The 17353-nt window shown below is 39.6% G+C and carries 13 protein-coding genes; 7 read left to right on the top strand and 6 right to left on the bottom strand.

The window, feature by feature from the left end:
* Positions 1 to 34: 34 nt before the first annotated feature.
* Positions 35 to 850, top strand: coding sequence for a sulfite exporter TauE/SafE family protein (locus ABFX33_RS25615; protein ID WP_346089124.1), 816 nt, complete (start codon positions 35 to 37; stop codon positions 848 to 850).
* Positions 851 to 862: 12 nt separating this feature from the next.
* Positions 863 to 2260, top strand: coding sequence for an MBL fold metallo-hydrolase (locus ABFX33_RS25610; RefSeq protein WP_346089122.1), 1398 nt, complete (start codon positions 863 to 865; stop codon positions 2258 to 2260).
* A 77-nt stretch (positions 2261 to 2337) separates the two neighbouring features.
* Here the strand turns inward: ABFX33_RS25610 and ABFX33_RS25605 are convergent, their stop codons facing one another.
* A complete protein-coding gene (locus tag ABFX33_RS25605) occupies positions 2338 to 3195 on the bottom strand; it encodes a hypothetical protein (protein WP_346089120.1) in 858 nt (285 codons plus the stop codon).
* 160 nt (positions 3196 to 3355) lie between these two features.
* On the opposite strand from ABFX33_RS25605, the gene ABFX33_RS25600 reads away from it, so the two are divergent.
* Positions 3356 to 5233, top strand: a complete 1878-nt coding sequence (locus ABFX33_RS25600; protein ID WP_346089118.1) for a M1 family metallopeptidase — start codon at positions 3356 to 3358, stop codon at positions 5231 to 5233.
* Positions 5234 to 5343: 110 nt separating this feature from the next.
* Here ABFX33_RS25600 and ABFX33_RS25595 read toward each other — a convergent pair whose 3' ends face one another.
* Positions 5344 to 6465, bottom strand: coding sequence for a glycoside hydrolase family protein (locus tag ABFX33_RS25595; protein ID WP_346089116.1), 1122 nt, complete (start codon positions 6463 to 6465; stop codon positions 5344 to 5346).
* A 210-nt stretch (positions 6466 to 6675) separates the two neighbouring features.
* Here ABFX33_RS25595 and hemW point away from each other — a divergent pair, with 210 nt between their 5' ends.
* Positions 6676 to 7848, top strand: coding sequence for a radical SAM family heme chaperone HemW (gene hemW, locus ABFX33_RS25590; protein ID WP_346089113.1), 1173 nt, complete (start codon positions 6676 to 6678; stop codon positions 7846 to 7848).
* Positions 7849 to 7986: 138 nt separating this feature from the next.
* On the top strand, positions 7987 to 9435 hold the full coding sequence (locus tag ABFX33_RS25585; protein ID WP_346089111.1) for a glyceraldehyde-3-phosphate dehydrogenase: 1449 nt from the start codon (positions 7987 to 7989) through the stop codon (positions 9433 to 9435).
* Positions 9436 to 9587: 152 nt separating this feature from the next.
* Here ABFX33_RS25585 and ABFX33_RS25580 read toward each other — a convergent pair whose 3' ends face one another.
* Positions 9588 to 10826, bottom strand: a complete 1239-nt coding sequence (locus ABFX33_RS25580) for a 3-deoxy-D-manno-octulosonic acid transferase (protein WP_346089109.1) — start codon at positions 10824 to 10826, stop codon at positions 9588 to 9590.
* 66 nt (positions 10827 to 10892) lie between these two features.
* On the opposite strand from ABFX33_RS25580, the gene ABFX33_RS25575 reads away from it, so the two are divergent.
* Both ABFX33_RS25575 and galE read left to right on the top strand, forming a co-directional pair.
* A complete protein-coding gene (locus tag ABFX33_RS25575; RefSeq protein ID WP_346089107.1) occupies positions 10893 to 11885 on the top strand; it encodes a UDP-glucuronic acid decarboxylase family protein in 993 nt (330 codons plus the stop codon).
* Positions 11885 to 12916, top strand: a complete 1032-nt coding sequence (gene galE / locus ABFX33_RS25570; RefSeq protein WP_120261845.1) for a UDP-glucose 4-epimerase GalE — start codon at positions 11885 to 11887, stop codon at positions 12914 to 12916. The genes ABFX33_RS25575 and galE overlap by 1 nt, the downstream gene beginning before the upstream one ends.
* 1285 nt (positions 12917 to 14201) lie before the next feature.
* Here galE and ABFX33_RS25565 read toward each other — a convergent pair.
* The 3 genes from ABFX33_RS25565 to ABFX33_RS25555 form a co-directional block, all read right to left on the bottom strand.
* On the bottom strand, positions 14202 to 14597 hold the full coding sequence (locus ABFX33_RS25565; RefSeq protein WP_346089105.1) for a hypothetical protein: 396 nt from the start codon (positions 14595 to 14597) through the stop codon (positions 14202 to 14204).
* Between the two features lie 28 nt (positions 14598 to 14625).
* The gene (locus ABFX33_RS25560) at positions 14626 to 15255 is read right to left on the bottom strand and encodes a hypothetical protein (protein WP_346089103.1); all 630 of its coding nucleotides are present in this window, start codon (positions 15253 to 15255) and stop codon (positions 14626 to 14628) included.
* Between the two features lie 250 nt (positions 15256 to 15505).
* A complete protein-coding gene (locus ABFX33_RS25555; protein WP_346089101.1) occupies positions 15506 to 17248 on the bottom strand; it encodes a transcriptional regulator in 1743 nt (580 codons plus the stop codon).
* Positions 17249 to 17353: the final 105 nt, after the last annotated feature.

Here is a 17353-nt window from a genome sequence, read left to right as displayed (position 1 = left end):
GGGGGTATAACAATAGCATTTGATTTAGCAAAAAATGGAACTACTTTTTATAATTGGCTTTTTATTGGCGATATTGGTTGGGCTATCAATGGGTTTAATGGGGAGTGGCGGCAGTATTTTAACACTACCGATCTTCGTGTATCTATTTCATATTGAGCCCCAATATGCCCTTGATTATTCCCTGTTTTCCATTGGAATACTGGCCATAATCGGCTCAATTAAACCCCTGACCAGAGGGCAAATAGATCTAAAAACCACGGCGTTCTTTTTGGTTCCGTCTTTACTGTCGGTCTACTTGACCAAGCGACACCTGTTGGCTGCCATACCAGCGCAATTTCATCTTGCGGAAATAGCAGTCTCCAGAAATCACGTTATTATGTTGTTGTTTTCGATTGTTATCCTGATTTCCGCGCTGGCAATGATGCGCAGAAGGAAACAGGTCGAAATATCAGCTGTCACGATGCATATTGGTCAAGTCCTCAAAATAGTTAGCGCGGGTCTACTTGTGGGTGTCATGACAGGACTTGTCGGTGCCGGTGGCGGCTTTATTATTGTACCGTCGTTGGTGCTCCTTTTGGGAATTCCATTAAAACAGGCTATCGCAACATCGCTATTTATCATTGGGTTAAACGCCTCCTTTGGTCTGGTTGCAAACTACCAGTTATTGAACCACATGAATTGGCCGATATTGCTTACTTTTACGCTAATCACTTTAATAGGCCTTCAGATTGGTTCCAAATGGAAAGACAAATTGGAGGTGGTACGACTACAGGGGATCTTTGGTTATTTCCTGATCAGTATCGGTATCCTAATTTTCACTTTCGAAATCATTCAATTCGTAAATCACTAAAAATCATATATTATGTTTTTTCAACACATTTTTGAGTCATCTTTAGCACATTCAAGTTATTTAATTGGCTGTCAGGCCAAAGGTGTTGCCATGGTAATTGACCCCAAAAGAGATGTCGACACTTATTTAGAGATTGCAGCAAAAAACAATTTAAAAATTACACATATTGCCGAAACACATATCCATGCTGATTATCTCTCCGGAACATTGGAATTAGCTGAACTAACAGGCGCCCAATGTTACCTTTCCGACGAAGGAGGCGAAGATTGGCAATATGAGTTTCCCCATATTGGATTAAAAGACGGTGATCAGATCCATCTTGGAAACCTAATTTTTAAGGTACTCCATACCCCTGGACATACGCCTGAGAGTCTTAGTTTTGTTTTAATTGATACGCCAGCAACAATGGATCCGGTGATGATATTTACAGGTGATTTTGTATTTGTCGGAGACATTGGCCGTCCAGATCTTTTGGAGAATGCCGCAGGCCTCATTGGTACCAAGGAAGTTGGTGCACAGCAGATGTTTAAGTCTTTACAGCATTTTTTGACTTTACCAGATTATATCCAGGTGTGGCCTGCCCATGGTGCTGGATCAGCATGTGGCAAAGCATTGGGTGCTGTACCTAGTTCAACGGTTGGTTATGAACGGATACGCAACTGGGCGTTTCAATATCAAAATAATGAAAGTGATTTTGTTGCGGAACTTTTAGAAGGACAGCCTGAGCCGCCGCGCTATTTTGCCATGATGAAGAAGCTCAACAAAATCATGCGTCCGCTACAGACAAGCGTACCTCAGTATCCCAAGCTTTCGATGGAAGAGTTCACCAGACTGTATCAGTCAGGTACCACGGTCATCGATACTCGACATAAATTTGATTTTGCGAAAGGTTATCTTCCCAACAGCATCAACATACAACATAATCGGACATTCAACACCTGGGCCGGCTGGATATTGGATTACACAAAACCATTTATTCTTATCATAGATGAAAAAGAACAGGACGAAATTGCACGTAAATTAATGCGCATAGGTCTTGACAATGTTGTCGGCTATATTACAATCGAAGCCATTCCACAATTGGGAATTCCTTTGGAACAACAACAGCTTATCGGATTTCAGGAAATGAATGATGTCCTTGACAATCCCAACGTTCAGATTCTGGATGTCAGGAATACAGCCGAATTTACGGCAGGACATCTACCACATGCCACACATCTCTTTGTTGGAACAATTGAAGACAATCTAGACAAAATTGATCGCACAAAAGAATTATACCTGCATTGTCAATCTGGAGACCGGGCGACAATTGCAGCTTCGATCTTAGCTAAAAATGGAATTAAAGACATTAAAATATATAGTGCGTCCATCAATGACTGGAATGCAAAAGGTGGTCTATTAGTTAAATAGCCTGTTGAATAAAATAGCTCCAGAAATAAATCCCGGAGCTATTTTATTTTCACATAATCACAGTCATTCAGCTGCTTCTATAAGCTATTCCTGTTAATTCGCAGGAATTCAATAACCTCATCTTTCTTTTCCTCCATCTTCCCTTTCTTCTCCACGAATTGATGATTATAGATGGTCAGGTATTGATGGTCATCGGTATCCGATTCGTACACTTCTGCCGTTGCAAAAGAAAAATGCTCTTCTTCATCGGAAAGATGATCGTAGACATAGGCAAAATCATGATTGGCCAATGTGTTCGCCGTAGCATCTTTGTCTTCAACAAACTTTAATCGCCCCGGTAAAATCCGTTTGTTCATCCAGATCTCGTCTTTCTCTGAAAAAGGATAAATGGTAATACCCCGAAAAGCCATAATAATAGGTGTAATCAGAATGATTGCCATTTCAATTCCCCATACGGCCCAAAGCATCCCTCCTGACACAGTTGATTTCTTCAAGCTAAATGTACCAACCTCATTTAAGCCCTGTAATGCCTCCCAGATAAAAGAGGGGTGCATAAAAAATGCTTTAAAGCCTTCCAGGCTAAAAGAAGATTTCACCCAGGTGTCTCCACCCATGGTACCTTCAGCATTATACATCACCGAAACAAACAGCGCCCACTGTGCATAAAAACCAACTATAGCAACGATCAGTGTGATGATAATCGCAACACCTTTGTTCCTGAGCTTCCATTGTTTGAAACAAAAATTAAGCAGATAAAACAGTCCTGCTCCAAATCCAAGTGTGATAAAGACATTGAAATAGACAATCGGAATAAACCACTGTAAGGCGATATAAACAATTGCCAAGATAATTGATCCTACAATACCCAACACAAGCGAGCCGATTAATGCGAAAGCAGGCACCTTCCCCGAAGGCTTATAATACAGATTTTCCATAAATTTATTTGTAATATTTGGTAACTCATCAGATAAATTTTCTAACCAAAACCAAGCCAATTATTAATAATCAAATCACTTTTCGTCAAGATTTGATGACATTTATCTGGATTGGGCTGATTAATCGGCATTTCTTGAGACAATTTTGTAAGTTTGGAACATGAAAATCAAAATATTGTCCTTTCTAGCACTTATATGTGTCATAAATATTGGAGGACAGGAAGTAAAGGCCCAGAGAAAAGGATTCTGGCAGCAGAAGGTTGACTATACAATGGATGTCAACGTGGATGAAAAGGCTTATCAATATGATGGAAAAATGGCTTTGAAATATAGCAACAATTCAGGCCAATCCTTAAAAAAAGTCTATTTTCATTTATATTTTAACGCATTCCAACCAGGATCAATGATGGATTACCGGTTGAAAAATATCAGTGATCCAGATAAACGGATGGTATCAAATATTGGCACCAAAGAAAAACCAATATTGCAAAGCCGTATCGAAACGTTACAACCAAACCAGATCGGTTACCAAAAAATAAAAAGCCTCAGCATGAATGGGGCCAATACAAGCTATAAGATTGATGGAACCATACTAGAAGTCACCCTGCCCACTGCGATCCAGGACGGGGAAACAGCTAATTTTAATATAGAATGGACCGCACAGGTACCTGAACAGATCCGGAGGTCAGGTCGCAATTCGGCAGAAGGCGTGGCGCTTTCTATGGCACAATGGTATCCGAAGATGGCACAATTTGATGAATTCGGTTGGCATCTCGATGAATATATCGGCCGTGAGTTTATAGCTCCTTTCGGCAACTTTGACGTCACTATACACCTCAATAAGAATTATGTTGTCGGTGCATCAGGTGTCCTTCAAAATCCAGATGAGGTAAAAGGCTATCAGGCAAAAGCCAAGGTAAAAGCCAGCAATGGTAAGGCTGCATGGCATTACAAAGCCCAAAATATTCACGATTTCGTTTGGGCTGCAGATCCCAAATTTGTTGTAGACTCAGCAGCTAGCAAAAATGGAATCAAAGTGTATACGGTTTACCTTCCTACGGACAAAGAGGTTATTTCAAATTGGAAGACAGCCTTGGGTCTATCTACCGAATTTTTTGATTTTTGCAGTGCTAAGTTTGGTACGTACCCATGGCCAACTTACACCATCATCCAAGGCGGTGACGGTGGTATGGAATATGGCACAGCAACCTTGATTACTGGAGGCCGTAATCTGAAAAGCCTTGTTGGTGTAATTTTTCACGAATCTGCTCACTCCTGGTATCAACATTTATTTGGAATCAATGAAACAGTAGATGAGTGGTTTGATGAAGGATTTACTTCCTATGTGGAAGAATTAGCCATGCAGCATCTCTTCGAAAAACGGGGCGCCATTGCATCGAATCCGCTTATCGATGCCTATCGGGCTTATTATAAATTAGCGCTCTCAGGCAAGGAAGAGCCGATGAGCCTGCTTGCGGATTATTACAATACAAATTATGGGTATAGTAATGAAGCTTACAATAAGGGTGCTGTGCTAGCGGAGCAATTAGGCTATATTATCGGTCAGGAAAATCTAGAGAAAACCTTTTTGAAATTCTACGACATCTGGAAATTCAAACATCCGACACCGAATGATTTCAAACGTGTTGCTGAGGATGTATCCGGAATAAACCTGAAGTGGTATTTCAATTTGTTCATCAATACAACACGCCAAATTGATTATGCAATTGGCAATGTAACTGATTCAGAAATTCAACTGCTCAATAAATCAAACTTTGCGATGCCACTCGATATACTTGTAGAATATCAAGATGGAAGCAAAGAGCTATTTTACATCCCTTTACGTGAAATGCGCGGTGAAAAACCAGAGGAAAATTTTGAAATCTATAAAGGTATAAAACGCACGATATTGAAGGATTGGTTCTGGACAAACCCTGAATATAAAATTTCAGTCAATAAGGCTCCAAAAACAATCACAATAGATCCATCGCTTCGACTTGCGGATGTAGAATCAGCGAACAATAGCCTCACACGCTAATTCAAATGCTAAAAAAATTAAGCATCTATAAACAGATTGCTGTTCCTTTGATGAGATCATAAAAATCATAAAGAGCTGTATCTTACTAAAAACATGATACAGCTCTTTTATTATACCTTCAACGGAATGACCATATTCCAGGTCCGTTCAAACTGATAAGATTCAGTCCCATCTCCTGTAGCCGCAAAAAGATGTGTCGGTCTTCCATTTTCAAATAGTAAAAATGGCCGTTCAAAATTGGCTTGATGGCTGACAGTACCATCATTCCAACGGATCGTCTTGGAATAAGCTTTGACGGCTTTTGACAGATGCCAATCGATTCCATCTTTCGAATATGCATGGATGCCGCCGCCCTCTTCCCCACAGATTTTACCATAGCGGTCTTTCATAATCAATTCAAAATGCTGACCATTATGCCATACGAAAGGATCTTCCACATCATTTTCATGATTTTGATCGGTATGGAAAGAAAAAATAGGTTTATCAGACAAACGAAGATATGGCCCCAAGAACGAATCAGCTTGCGCCGCACCCAATAGCAAAGGGGGATTATAATTCACAGGTGATGATTTATAGATCAGATACACCTTTCCATCGGGCAAAACAACCGGAGAAGGATTGGATGTTATAGAAGCGTCCCACTCGCCTTGCCTCGGATTCAAAATGGGCTGATCGACGCGCTTCCAAGGACCTGATATCGACTTTGAATAGGCCATTCCAATACGTTTATGCATCCAGGCCTTCTGTCCCAAACCCGATTCCCAAACATTATCGGAATAACCAGGATTGGGCTCCTCATAATTGTTTCCAAAATAATAAAGTACATAATAGTCACCGTTTTTAACGATCCGGGGATTGTGGGTTGTACAACCATCAAAATACTTTTTCCCACGGGCAGGCAATACCACCTCAACAAATTCGTAAGGCCCCTCGGGTGTATCAGCAATCGCACGCACGACTTCGGAATTGGTCACCCAATTACCAAAGCCATATTTTTTGCTCCAACGTGATGCAAACATATGATATCTACCATCTTCCCCCTTAATCACTGAAGGATCCCATATCCAATAATCTGCCATAGCGAATCCACCTCCTTTGGGAGCTGGGAGCAACTTATCGATAAATGCTTCTTCATACCGATTATCCACCGCAAATCCTTGCTGTGAAAGCAGTAGCATACTCGATGCTCCAATGACATTTTTCAGAAAGTCACGACGGGAAGATATTTTCATAAGATTGGTTTTTTGATTATGTAAAATGAATCTGACCATCAAGATAGAAAATAACTCCTTTGTTTTCAAACTCTTTATCTCCTATTTTTAAAAGACGATTTCTAAAAATAACCCCATTCAACATCGACCCTACATAACACTGGGTTTTGCTCGCCAATAAAGAATATCCAAGAGGATAGGGGAAACGGCTCACCAAATGGAAGAAAAAATATGAATAAACGCCGAAGTTGGACCAGTCTTGGTATATTTGTGCCCATGATTTACATCCATATCCCATTCTGCAAACAGGCTTGCCATTATTGTGATTTCCATTTCAGTACTTCACTGCAATACAAGACCGAAATGGTTAACGCCCTTTTGCGAGAAATCGAACTTAGGTCTCCTTATTTGGAAAACAGAAAAGTTGAATCCATCTATTTTGGTGGTGGGACACCCTCCCTCTTAGAGGCGGACGAAATCTCAAGGATCATTGATGCTGTTGCCAAACAATTTGACATAAGTGATCATGCTGAAATTACGTTGGAAGCTAATCCAGATGACCTCAATGCTGCAAAAGTAAATGCATTAAGATCAACTCCCGTGAATAGGTTCAGTATAGGGGTACAGTCTTTTTTTGAGGAAGATCTGAAATGGATGAATCGGGCACATACCAGACAGGAGGCATCCGCAGCAATCATGCGTGTACAGGATGCAGGATTTGAGAATATCACCTGTGATCTTATTTATGGCTACCCCTTGTTGACCGATGAAAAATGGCGCTACAATATGCAACAACTGATCGATTTTGCGATCCCCCATATTTCTTCCTATTCAATGACTGTGGAAGCTAAAACAGCACTAGATCATTTCATCAAGAAGGGCATGAGTCCGGCCATTGATTCAGATCAGGCGGCCGATCAGATGAACCTGCTGATCGAAACATTGAAAGGTGCGGGTTATGAACAATATGAAATTTCCAATTTTGCTAAAAATGGTTTATATGCACGTCATAATACAAACTATTGGAAAGGCAAACATTATCTAGGTATCGGCCCTTCAGCCCATTCATTCAATGGTCATTCCAGATCTTGGAATATCGCCAATAATGCCAAGTATATCGGTTCCATACAGACCAACCAGCTTCCCATGGAGATCGAGCATCTATCTGTTCGCGATCAGATTAACGAGTGTATTATGACCTCACTGCGCACCATGTGGGGGCTTGATCTGCAGCAGGTAGAAAAGAATTTTGATTCCTCCGTTAGAAGCAAAATAATGGAAGATGCCGCACCATTTCTCGAGCAGCAACAATTAATTTTAGACGACAATAAATTAAGATTAACAGATTCTGGTAAATTAATGGCAGACCATATCATGTCTGAATTATTTATTATTGAAAATTAACAACAAAACAGCCTAAAAAATTATCAAAACAACAATAGCAAGCGTATTTTTATTTCAATAATTACGAAAATTAAAATCAAATCACTTTTTTAGCGCTGTTTATACTATGTTTGCAACATAATCTATTATAAAAATATTATGTTACATAGTCCTTCTTTTGATGTAGAAATCAAAAGTTACAGAGAGCAGCAGAATGCATCTGTTGAACTGATTCAAATCATTAGTAATCTTTGGTATAACCAGGCCGTTGAGCTCGTTCTGTTCAGAGAGCAGCTTGTTGATGAAAAAGTAAGTGTGATCCTCAACCACCTCCGGGAAAGTACTATCCTTACCGGTAATATACTGACCATATTTGATCTATTGAATGTTGCCCGTGTATTGGAAAAATCAAACCTGGCTCCCGCCCGAATTGATATCGGTAAACTTGCAACAAAAGCCACCACCGACCAGATCAATGTAGAGGATTTGTCTTCTTTTATTTTCAGTGAATTAGAGGGAATCGCCAAATGGCAGGAATTAACACCCCGAGATGTTGTGCTCTATGGTTTCGGTCGTATTGGTCGCCTGCTGGCACGCGAACTCATTAATAAATCGGGGTCTGGCAAGCAACTTCGTCTACGGGCAATAGTCACCAGAGACCCCAATGATGCCAAATCATTGTTAAAAAGGGCTGCTCTCCTGAAAAGCGATTCTATACATGGGGAATTTGAGGGTGAAGTTTATACAGATCCTGAAAAAAATGCGCTAATTATTAATGGTATCACGGTCAACATCATCTCTGCTAAGCAACCTGAAGATATTGATTACACAGCATACGGCATCAATAACGCATTGGTTATTGATAATACAGGTGCCTTTCGTGATGAAAAAGAACTTGCACGCCATTTAGCCTCTAAAGGCGCTTCGCAAGTATTGTTAACAGCACCTGGCAAAGGTGTACCCAACATTGTTTACGGTGTAAACGAAAGTACAATAGATCTGGAGAAACACGCTATCTTTTCAGCCGCTTCCTGTACCACAAATGCTATTGCGCCAGTTTTGGCCGTCCTCGAAGAGAAAATAGGTATCCTGAAGGGCCATATAGAAACGATCCATTCCTATACAAATGATCAAAATCTGGTGGATAATATGCACAAAAAATCCAGAAGAGGTCGTGCTGCGGCCTTGAACATGGTCATTACGGAGACTGGGGCAGGAAGCGCTGTTTCAAAAGTACTCCCGACATTAACAGGCAAACTCACTTCCAACGCAATCCGCGTACCTGTCCCTAATGGGTCATTAGCAATATTAAATTTAGAATTGACCTCCGCCATATCTTTGGAACAAATAAACACACTCTTAAAAACGAGTGCATTGGAAGGCAATCTTGTCGAACAGATTAAATTTTCAAGCAATGATGAGCTTGTATCTACCGATATTATAGGCACAACAGCTGCTGCTGTCGTTGATGGACCAGCAACCATCGTTTCAGCTGATGGTAAAAATATTGTACTCTATGTGTGGTATGATAATGAGTATGGCTATTCCCATCAAGTTATGCGTTTATCGCGGCATATCGCAGGTGTCAGGAGATATACGTACTATTAAAATCCAATTTTCAATATAAAAATAGGGTATCCAAAATGATCGGATACCCTATTTTTCTTTACTTTCGTTCGTCTACGCTTAACGTCTTTTTTTTCAGCTATTCAATTCCAGACTAGTTTGCTTTTACCTTTGGAGTAGCTTTATTTATATTTTTATAAATTGGCATTCTTCAAATATTTCATGATAATGGGTGTTGCTCCCGCTTTTTGCTGTACATATTGGCGGGCGGATTTCGCTGCCTCTGCACGTTTTGATTGATCCTGTAATAGTTCAAAAGCATCCATAAGCCCCTTACTATCCGCAAATGAAAAGCCTCCCCCCTGTTCGATCAGATCTTTCGCTTCCTGAAATTTCTTAAAATTGGGGCCAAACAAGACAGGCATTCCATAGGTTGCCGCTTCCAGTGTATTATGTATCCCTACACCAAATCCGCCGCCGATATAGGCGACCTGACCATAACCATACAAAGAAGACAAAAGTCCAATATTGTCTATGATTAATACCTTTGCTTCCGTTAAAGTTGCCCTGTCATATTCCGTCATTTTTGAAAAACGAAGCGCCGCAGGCCACAGATTTAATATGCTGACAATATGTCCCTCATTGATCTCGTGTGGCGCTAAAATCAGCTTATATTCTTGAAACCGTTGGAGCAGTTCTTTCAATAATTTCTCATCCTCAGGCCAGGTACTTCCAGCCACCAAAACAGGAGCTGTTTCCACAAAATCCGCTATCAGCGGTATTTCTTTTCGAACCTTAGGCAGGTCAATCACACGATCAAAACGTGTATCGCCTGCTAATCCCGCATTTCTAATTCCATATTCTTTCAACAAACGCACGCTTTCCTCATTCTGAACAAAGAAATAAGTCACAAAGCCCAGAATTTTCAGAAAAAAAGCACCATAAGCCTGAAAGAAAATCTGTTCCGGTCTAAAAATTGCCGAAACAAGAAATAATGGAATAGACCTGCTGTGTAAGCCTTCAAAATAATAATACCAATATTCATATTTTGTAAAGACTGCAAATGAGGGGTTGATCAGGTCTAAAAACAGCCGTGCATTCTGAGCCGTGTCATAAGGTAAATAGAAAACATGATCCGCCAGATTGGTATTCTTTCTGATCTCATAGCCCGAAGGAGAATAAAATGTTACAATTATTTTATGGTCTAAATAATTATTTTTTACGGCCTCCAAAACAGGTCTTCCCTGCTCAAATTCGCCCAATGAAGCGAAGTGAAACCAGATATGTTTTTGGCTAGAGTCAACCGATTGTTTCATCCGCAAATACCAGTCTTTTCGCCCTGTTACCATAAGGCGTGCTTTGGCATAAAAAGGGGCCAAAATACGCAATAAGAGTCCATAAAGAAAGATTCCAATTGAATAAAGCAAACGCATGTTGTAAAAATAATGTTTATCTTAGTCAAAGATATCAAACCCATTTCATTAATAAGGAACCATTGAGTGGAAAATAAACATCGCAAACGGATTTTGATCACTGGAGCAGCAGGCTTCCTTGGTTCCCACCTTTGCGATCGCTTTATTGCCGAAGACTACGATGTTATCGGGATGGATAACCTGATCACTGGAGACCTACAGAATATCGCACATTTATTTAAGCTGGAAAATTTCGACTTTTATCATCACGATGTTTCGAAGTTTGTGCATATTCCAGGGGATTTGGATTATATCCTCCATTTCGCTTCTCCAGCCAGTCCAGTTGATTACCTCAAAATCCCTATTCAGACACTCAAAGTCGGCTCCTTAGGTACGCATAATCTCCTTGGCTTGGCTAGGGCAAAACAAGCCCGGATATTAGTAGCATCGACCTCAGAAGTCTATGGCGACCCTTTGGTCTCCCCACAGTCAGAAGATTATTGGGGTAATGTTAACCCTGTCGGCCCCAGAGGGGTGTATGATGAAGCCAAAAGATTTCAGGAAGCAATTACGATGGCCTACCATAATGCACATGGGCTTGACACGCGTATTGTAAGAATATTTAACACCTTTGGTTCCAGAATGCGTCTCAATGACGGACGTGCCATCCCAACGTTTATAGCACAAGCGATTAGAGGCGAAGACATTACCCTTTTTGGTGATGGTTCACAGACACGGTCGTTCTGTTATATCGATGATCAAATCGAAGGCATTTATAGGTTGTTGCATTCAGATTGCATACAGCCCATAAACATAGGCAACCCCGATGAAATATCACTATTGCAGTTGGCACGGGAGATCATAGAACTAACCGGAAGTTCAAGTAAGATCAGCCATAAGCCATTGCCCATAGACGACCCTAAACAACGTAAGCCGGATATTGGTCTGGCGAAGACACAGTTGAATTGGCATCCCAAAATAGATCGAAAATTAGGCTTAGAAAAAACAATAGATTTTTACAGAAAAGTTCCTTTGGAAACTTTATCACATAAAGACTTTACATACTATAATCAAAAATAATGAGCAAAAAAATATTAGTCACAGGCGGAACAGGCTATATTGGTTCTCACACAGTTGTCGAACTACATCAGGCAGGATATATTCCTGTAATCGTTGATGATCTTTCCAATTCAAATATCAAGATATTGGATCAAATAGAAAAAATCATCGGGATTAAACCCGAATTTCATCAATTCGATCTTTGTGATGCCAATAAGGTAATTGAATTTGTGAAAAATAACAGTGATATTTCAGGGATTATTCATTTTGCGGCATCTAAAGCTGTAGGTGAATCCGTTCAAAACCCTTTAAAATACTACCACAATAATTTCTTCTCCCTGATCAACATCTTGGAATCTTATCGGAATAAACCGATTAATTTTGTATTCTCTTCAAGCTGTACAGTTTACGGTGAACCGGACACTCTTCCTGTCACTGAAAGTGCTCCTGTAAAAAAAGCAACTTCACCTTACGGAAATACAAAACAGATCGCCGAGGAGATTCTTGAAGAAACAGCGACTGCATACGATAACTATAACATTATCGCCCTGCGTTACTTCAATCCAGTAGGTGCGCATGAGTCTGCATTGATAGGCGAATTGCCAAATGGTGTACCTCAAAATTTACTACCATTCATTACGCAGACTGCGATCGGTAAAAGAGAAAAACTAACCGTATTCGGAGACGATTATGATACGCCGGATGGTTCTTGTGTCCGTGATTACATTCATGTGGTCGATTTAGCAAAAGCCCACGTCGCTGCGATCAAATTATTGGAAAAAGGAAACCCTAACGGTAAATATGATGTATTCAATGTAGGAACCGGTAACGGCTATTCAGTACTTGAAGCCATCAAAGCATTTGAGAAAGCTTCTGGTCAAAAATTGAATTATGAAATTGGCCCGCGTCGGGATGGTGATATCATCAAGGTATACGGTGATGTGACCAAATCAGCAGATCAATTGCATTGGAAAGCCGCATTGGGAATCGATGAGATGATGGCCTCTGCATGGGCATGGGAAAAAAACCTGAAAGAAAATCCTTTGGATTAAATAGAAGCCCATTGAGCTCTACACTTAATATGACCGTCCAGGGAACTGAGACGGTCATATTTTTGATAGTAGTAAATTGGATTGTTTGCATCCTTTCTCTTCTTACAAAAACTACCTCTTGTTTGTGACGAAGCAAATCTGGGCAAAATCGGCTTATCTTTGTTAGCAAACCTACACAAAGAACCGCGTTAGGTGTTCTCTTCCGCACAGATCGAGAACCAATCCGTCTAAACCGAGAACACATGCGAGTGCCAAGAAAACCATTCAGATGCGCAAAAGAATATGTGCTGAGACAATTAAATCGCTTCGAGCGCGGAAGTGTTTGGATGGATGAGCAAAAGGTCCTATCCTATAGCGAGGTGAATTCATTGCCCGCCGACTGATTACTCTCGTCTAAGGAATAATACACTTCGGCACTGTACGAAGTTGCTTGGGCAGCCCTCGAGAACACTGCGGTCATCGAAAGAATATCATGAGCCTGGCATTGACACACTTCCGCAGTCAACACATACGCTTCACATGAGCAAGTGACTTAACCAATCAACCAATAGGATGTATTCAGTCCCCAAAAGATCAAAGACGAAGAGCAAGAAATTCGGTCAAAGCTCCAGGAGACCTATTGAGTGTTCAAAATAGCTACAGCGAGCGCTATGCATTCACTTGGGCAGAGCAAGAAATATCATCAGCACAGCATGAAACTTCATGAAAGGAGAACAGAAGCTCTTCGGCAGTGCTCACGAATTCTTCCTAAGCGCAAGCAAACATGGACAGCGACCATGTGTTTTCGATCTGGCTCCATTGGTTTTCGTCGGGGGCCATTTCTATTGATTTCCGTACCTAAAGACACTAATCTCCCCTTTATCAAGCATCTAGCTGATTTTTGGGTAATTCCAAATTCATGCTAAATAACAATTGCAAGTCTGGCAATTTTCCTTGCCATTTCTTGTAAATAACTTAGGGACAAGTTCGCCCCAAGCTCGCAGCCCTCCCGACTTGTAAAAAACATACAGACACAGTGTAAGTACTTAAAAAGGTGGACTCAACGTGGACTCACTGTACACTCAATCTGCTTACAGTCCAAAGTTGGTAATAACTTGGTCTTAATTTGGTCCCTAGTAAAGGGTAGGGATGACCGAAGATCACTATTAAACTTGTTCAAGACAATCTTCCTTTCTATCGATTTAGTTTTCTGTCTTTATTTTCTACAAATGAGGAGACTGTCTTTTAGAGACAACTTTCGAAATTAGCTTTGCAGACAGTATTTTACTGATTATATATTATAGTTTTAATACAACTTAACAGATAACTTATCACTAGCAGAAACTATCAAATCGTTTAAAATACAATTTATCAAATAGGCTGAATGACCAAATGAGGACATCCTATAATTTACTTTGTAGACGATATTGTCTAATAAAATTTTTTCATATCTTGTTGAATATTTTTGTATTTCACCCAATGCAGGTTCTTCATACCCAGATTTAAGAAGAATTTGAAGTGAAGACCGAACCTCTTCAATCAGCTTATTCAAGTTATCATCAGCGATAAAAAGACCTTTACCACTTCCTTTAACCTTATTTTTCATAAGATAGTTATTCAGCCATGAATATAAGTACATGGATACTTCTTCAGTTAAATGATATGTAAAGTTATTACATTCAATGGTTGAAATCTTTTTCATTTTTATATTCGTAAACTCTGTTAGGTAGTTAATAAACTTGTTCAAATGGAATAAAAAATGTCTCGGGTTCATAGTCGTCTTCAATCATAAGATACCCCTTTAAATAAAACAGATAAGCTATGGAATACTTTGCATTTACCAATGCAGAATAGTTAGGTTTGACTATCATTTTCTTTTGATTACCTATTCGATCCAAAAACTTGTCAGCTAAAAAATCAACAGATTTAGCACTATCTAAAAGAATCGTTGCATCCTGCTGATAAATACCTTCTTGCCCTACTATTTTCTTAATGGAATCTTCCTCTTGAGGTTTAGTGAGGATATCATAGAAAAACCTATTAAATTTGTCTCCTGTATCTACCTTCTCATTAAAAAAATTTCTAAACCACATGACTGGCCCTTTAAATAACTTTCCATTTGTAGTTTTTCCAAAAACTACAATTGTAGCTATTCGTTCAAAAAACATATCATTATCTTGACTCAACACATATTCCTGAATACTGATTTTTTTACCATACTTCTTCTCAATACTCTTAACTGCTTTTACACTAATATTCTCCTTTTTTTGTGATTCGAGGTTGGCATTTCCTTTTGTCTGTCCATTTTTACATGAAACAAGATTTAAGAAGAAACCCAAGGCCATTATAAATCTGATCATTTCACTTTGTTGTAAAATTTGTAGATTAAGTTTGGCGGATTCTTTAATAGATTTGGATCTACTTTTTCTTTCCCGTATGCGTCTCTTAATGGTAAGCTGTATATTTTACGAATAATATTTTCGTTGGAAATAGCTCTAATTTCTATAGGATTTCCTGCATTACCCTCATTTGAATAGTCCTTCATATTACCAATAGCATAATCGTACTTGTAACACATTTCATTGGTAAAAACTGTTAGCGATGTTTTCACTAAACAAGCTCCTTATCCGAAATATATTCCATCAATATACCGGCTTGGTCACCAAGTTTCTTTTTCAAACGTTGCATTGATTTTTTGATTGCATCAGGAGTAACGCCCAAAACATTAGCAACCTCTCTATTATTTAAACCCATTTTCATAAGCACAATCACCCTCAGGTTAGATTCAGTAATATCCGGAAATTTAGCTTGAATATCTTGCAACAAGTTCGGAAACTCCTTAGCAAGCAAAAGCTTAAATTCCTGCCATTTCTCATCCGTTATAAGATGGGACTGCAAAAGTGTTTTAAGTTCATCTCGGTCTTTGACACTTGTCTCCCCCATTGCATCAAGCATCGAAGAAAGAAGATCGATCTGTTCATTGTTACGCTTGAGATAGACCATATACTCCTCGAGCTGATTTTTGGAACTCATCAATTCCTTGTCCAATTCGGCTTTAGTATACTTTAGATTCAACAATTGGTATTCATATTCCCGCATACGCTTGCGTGAACGGTATCGAAATGCATTATAAATAAAAAAGGATAATACCACTACAAACAAGCTCAATATCACCCACAATCTCGTCTCAGCGCGCTTCTTTTTGATGAGTGCCTGAGCCAATGATAGTTTATCAGCATATTTTTGTTTGTCAGCCATAAATTTCAATTGCGACAAAACGGGGTCTCCGTCCAGAAATCGCAATGAATCCTGAAGTTGTTCAATACGCCGACGTGCGTTTAATTCTTGTTTCAAATCGCCATTTTGAATAGCAAGATTCAACTTATGCCCTTCCAGCTCCAGTATTGTTTTTTTGTCATCAGCTCCTTCCAATAGATATTCGGTCTCCTTGATCATTTGACGGACTTCCCGATTTGCTCCCATAGAAATACACAAACGAATCCGCATCATTAAAGCAAAAATGGTATTTTTATTATTACCCAGCGATTTCGAGATTTCCAGATCTTTATCTAAAAGTGACAATGCCTTCTGATAATCTTTCATTCCCTCATAGATCCGTGCCTGGTTGCCCAAGGTCTTGGCATAGCGAAGAGAATCCTTCTCAGAAAGCGCCAGATTTTGGGCAATCTCAAAATTTTTCATCGCCTGTGCCGTATCCCCACCACTTTTTAAAGTCAATAAGCCAAGGTTGTCCAAAATCTCGGCTTTAAGTTTTGGAGAGATGCCTTCTTGCTGCTGACCGAGTTCCAAATACTTAATTCCCGTTCTATAGTCGCCCAAAGTGCCGAAGAAATAACCAAGCCTTTTGTAAGTATGCGTAAGATCTAACACCAGATCCTTTGGTATTTCCTCTAAGCCCTTTTCACCCTCTAATAGTAGAGGAAGTGCCTCCGAAGCTTTTAGACATCTATACAGATAAAAACCATACATCACCTTTACCCAAGCTTTGACATTCTGATAATTATAATCCTTTTCCAGATCAAGGGCCTTTAGGTAGTATTTGTCACTAAAGCTATTTCTTTCACCTTCATTGTCGAAAGACTGATCCGCTAACAAACAGTAATAAATTGCGAGCAATGCATTGTCATTTTTCCGAATAGCCTGATTGAAATATGGGGTTAGGTATGTGCTCAAAGCCGAACTAGAAGTCTGATACTTCTGTGATTCCCGGATAATTGTTTCATAAAAATTCTTCTCCTCCGCCGAGGAATTGGAATCCATGATATCCATTCCAAAAACGGCGCGACCGGGAATTATTGTTATAAAAAGTAGTATAATAAAAAATCTCAGCATACCGGTAGAAGTCGAATTTCTCACTAAAAATAAAAAATAATTTTAATTAAATCAGTATACACTAAAATCACCATACAGATAAAGACAGAAATACACTGATCCGAT

The sequence above is a fragment of the Sphingobacterium ginsenosidimutans genome (assembly GCF_039536865.1).
Taxonomy (GTDB): domain Bacteria; phylum Bacteroidota; class Bacteroidia; order Sphingobacteriales; family Sphingobacteriaceae; genus Sphingobacterium; species Sphingobacterium detergens.
This window is presented reverse-complemented; position numbering and strand designations above follow the sequence as displayed.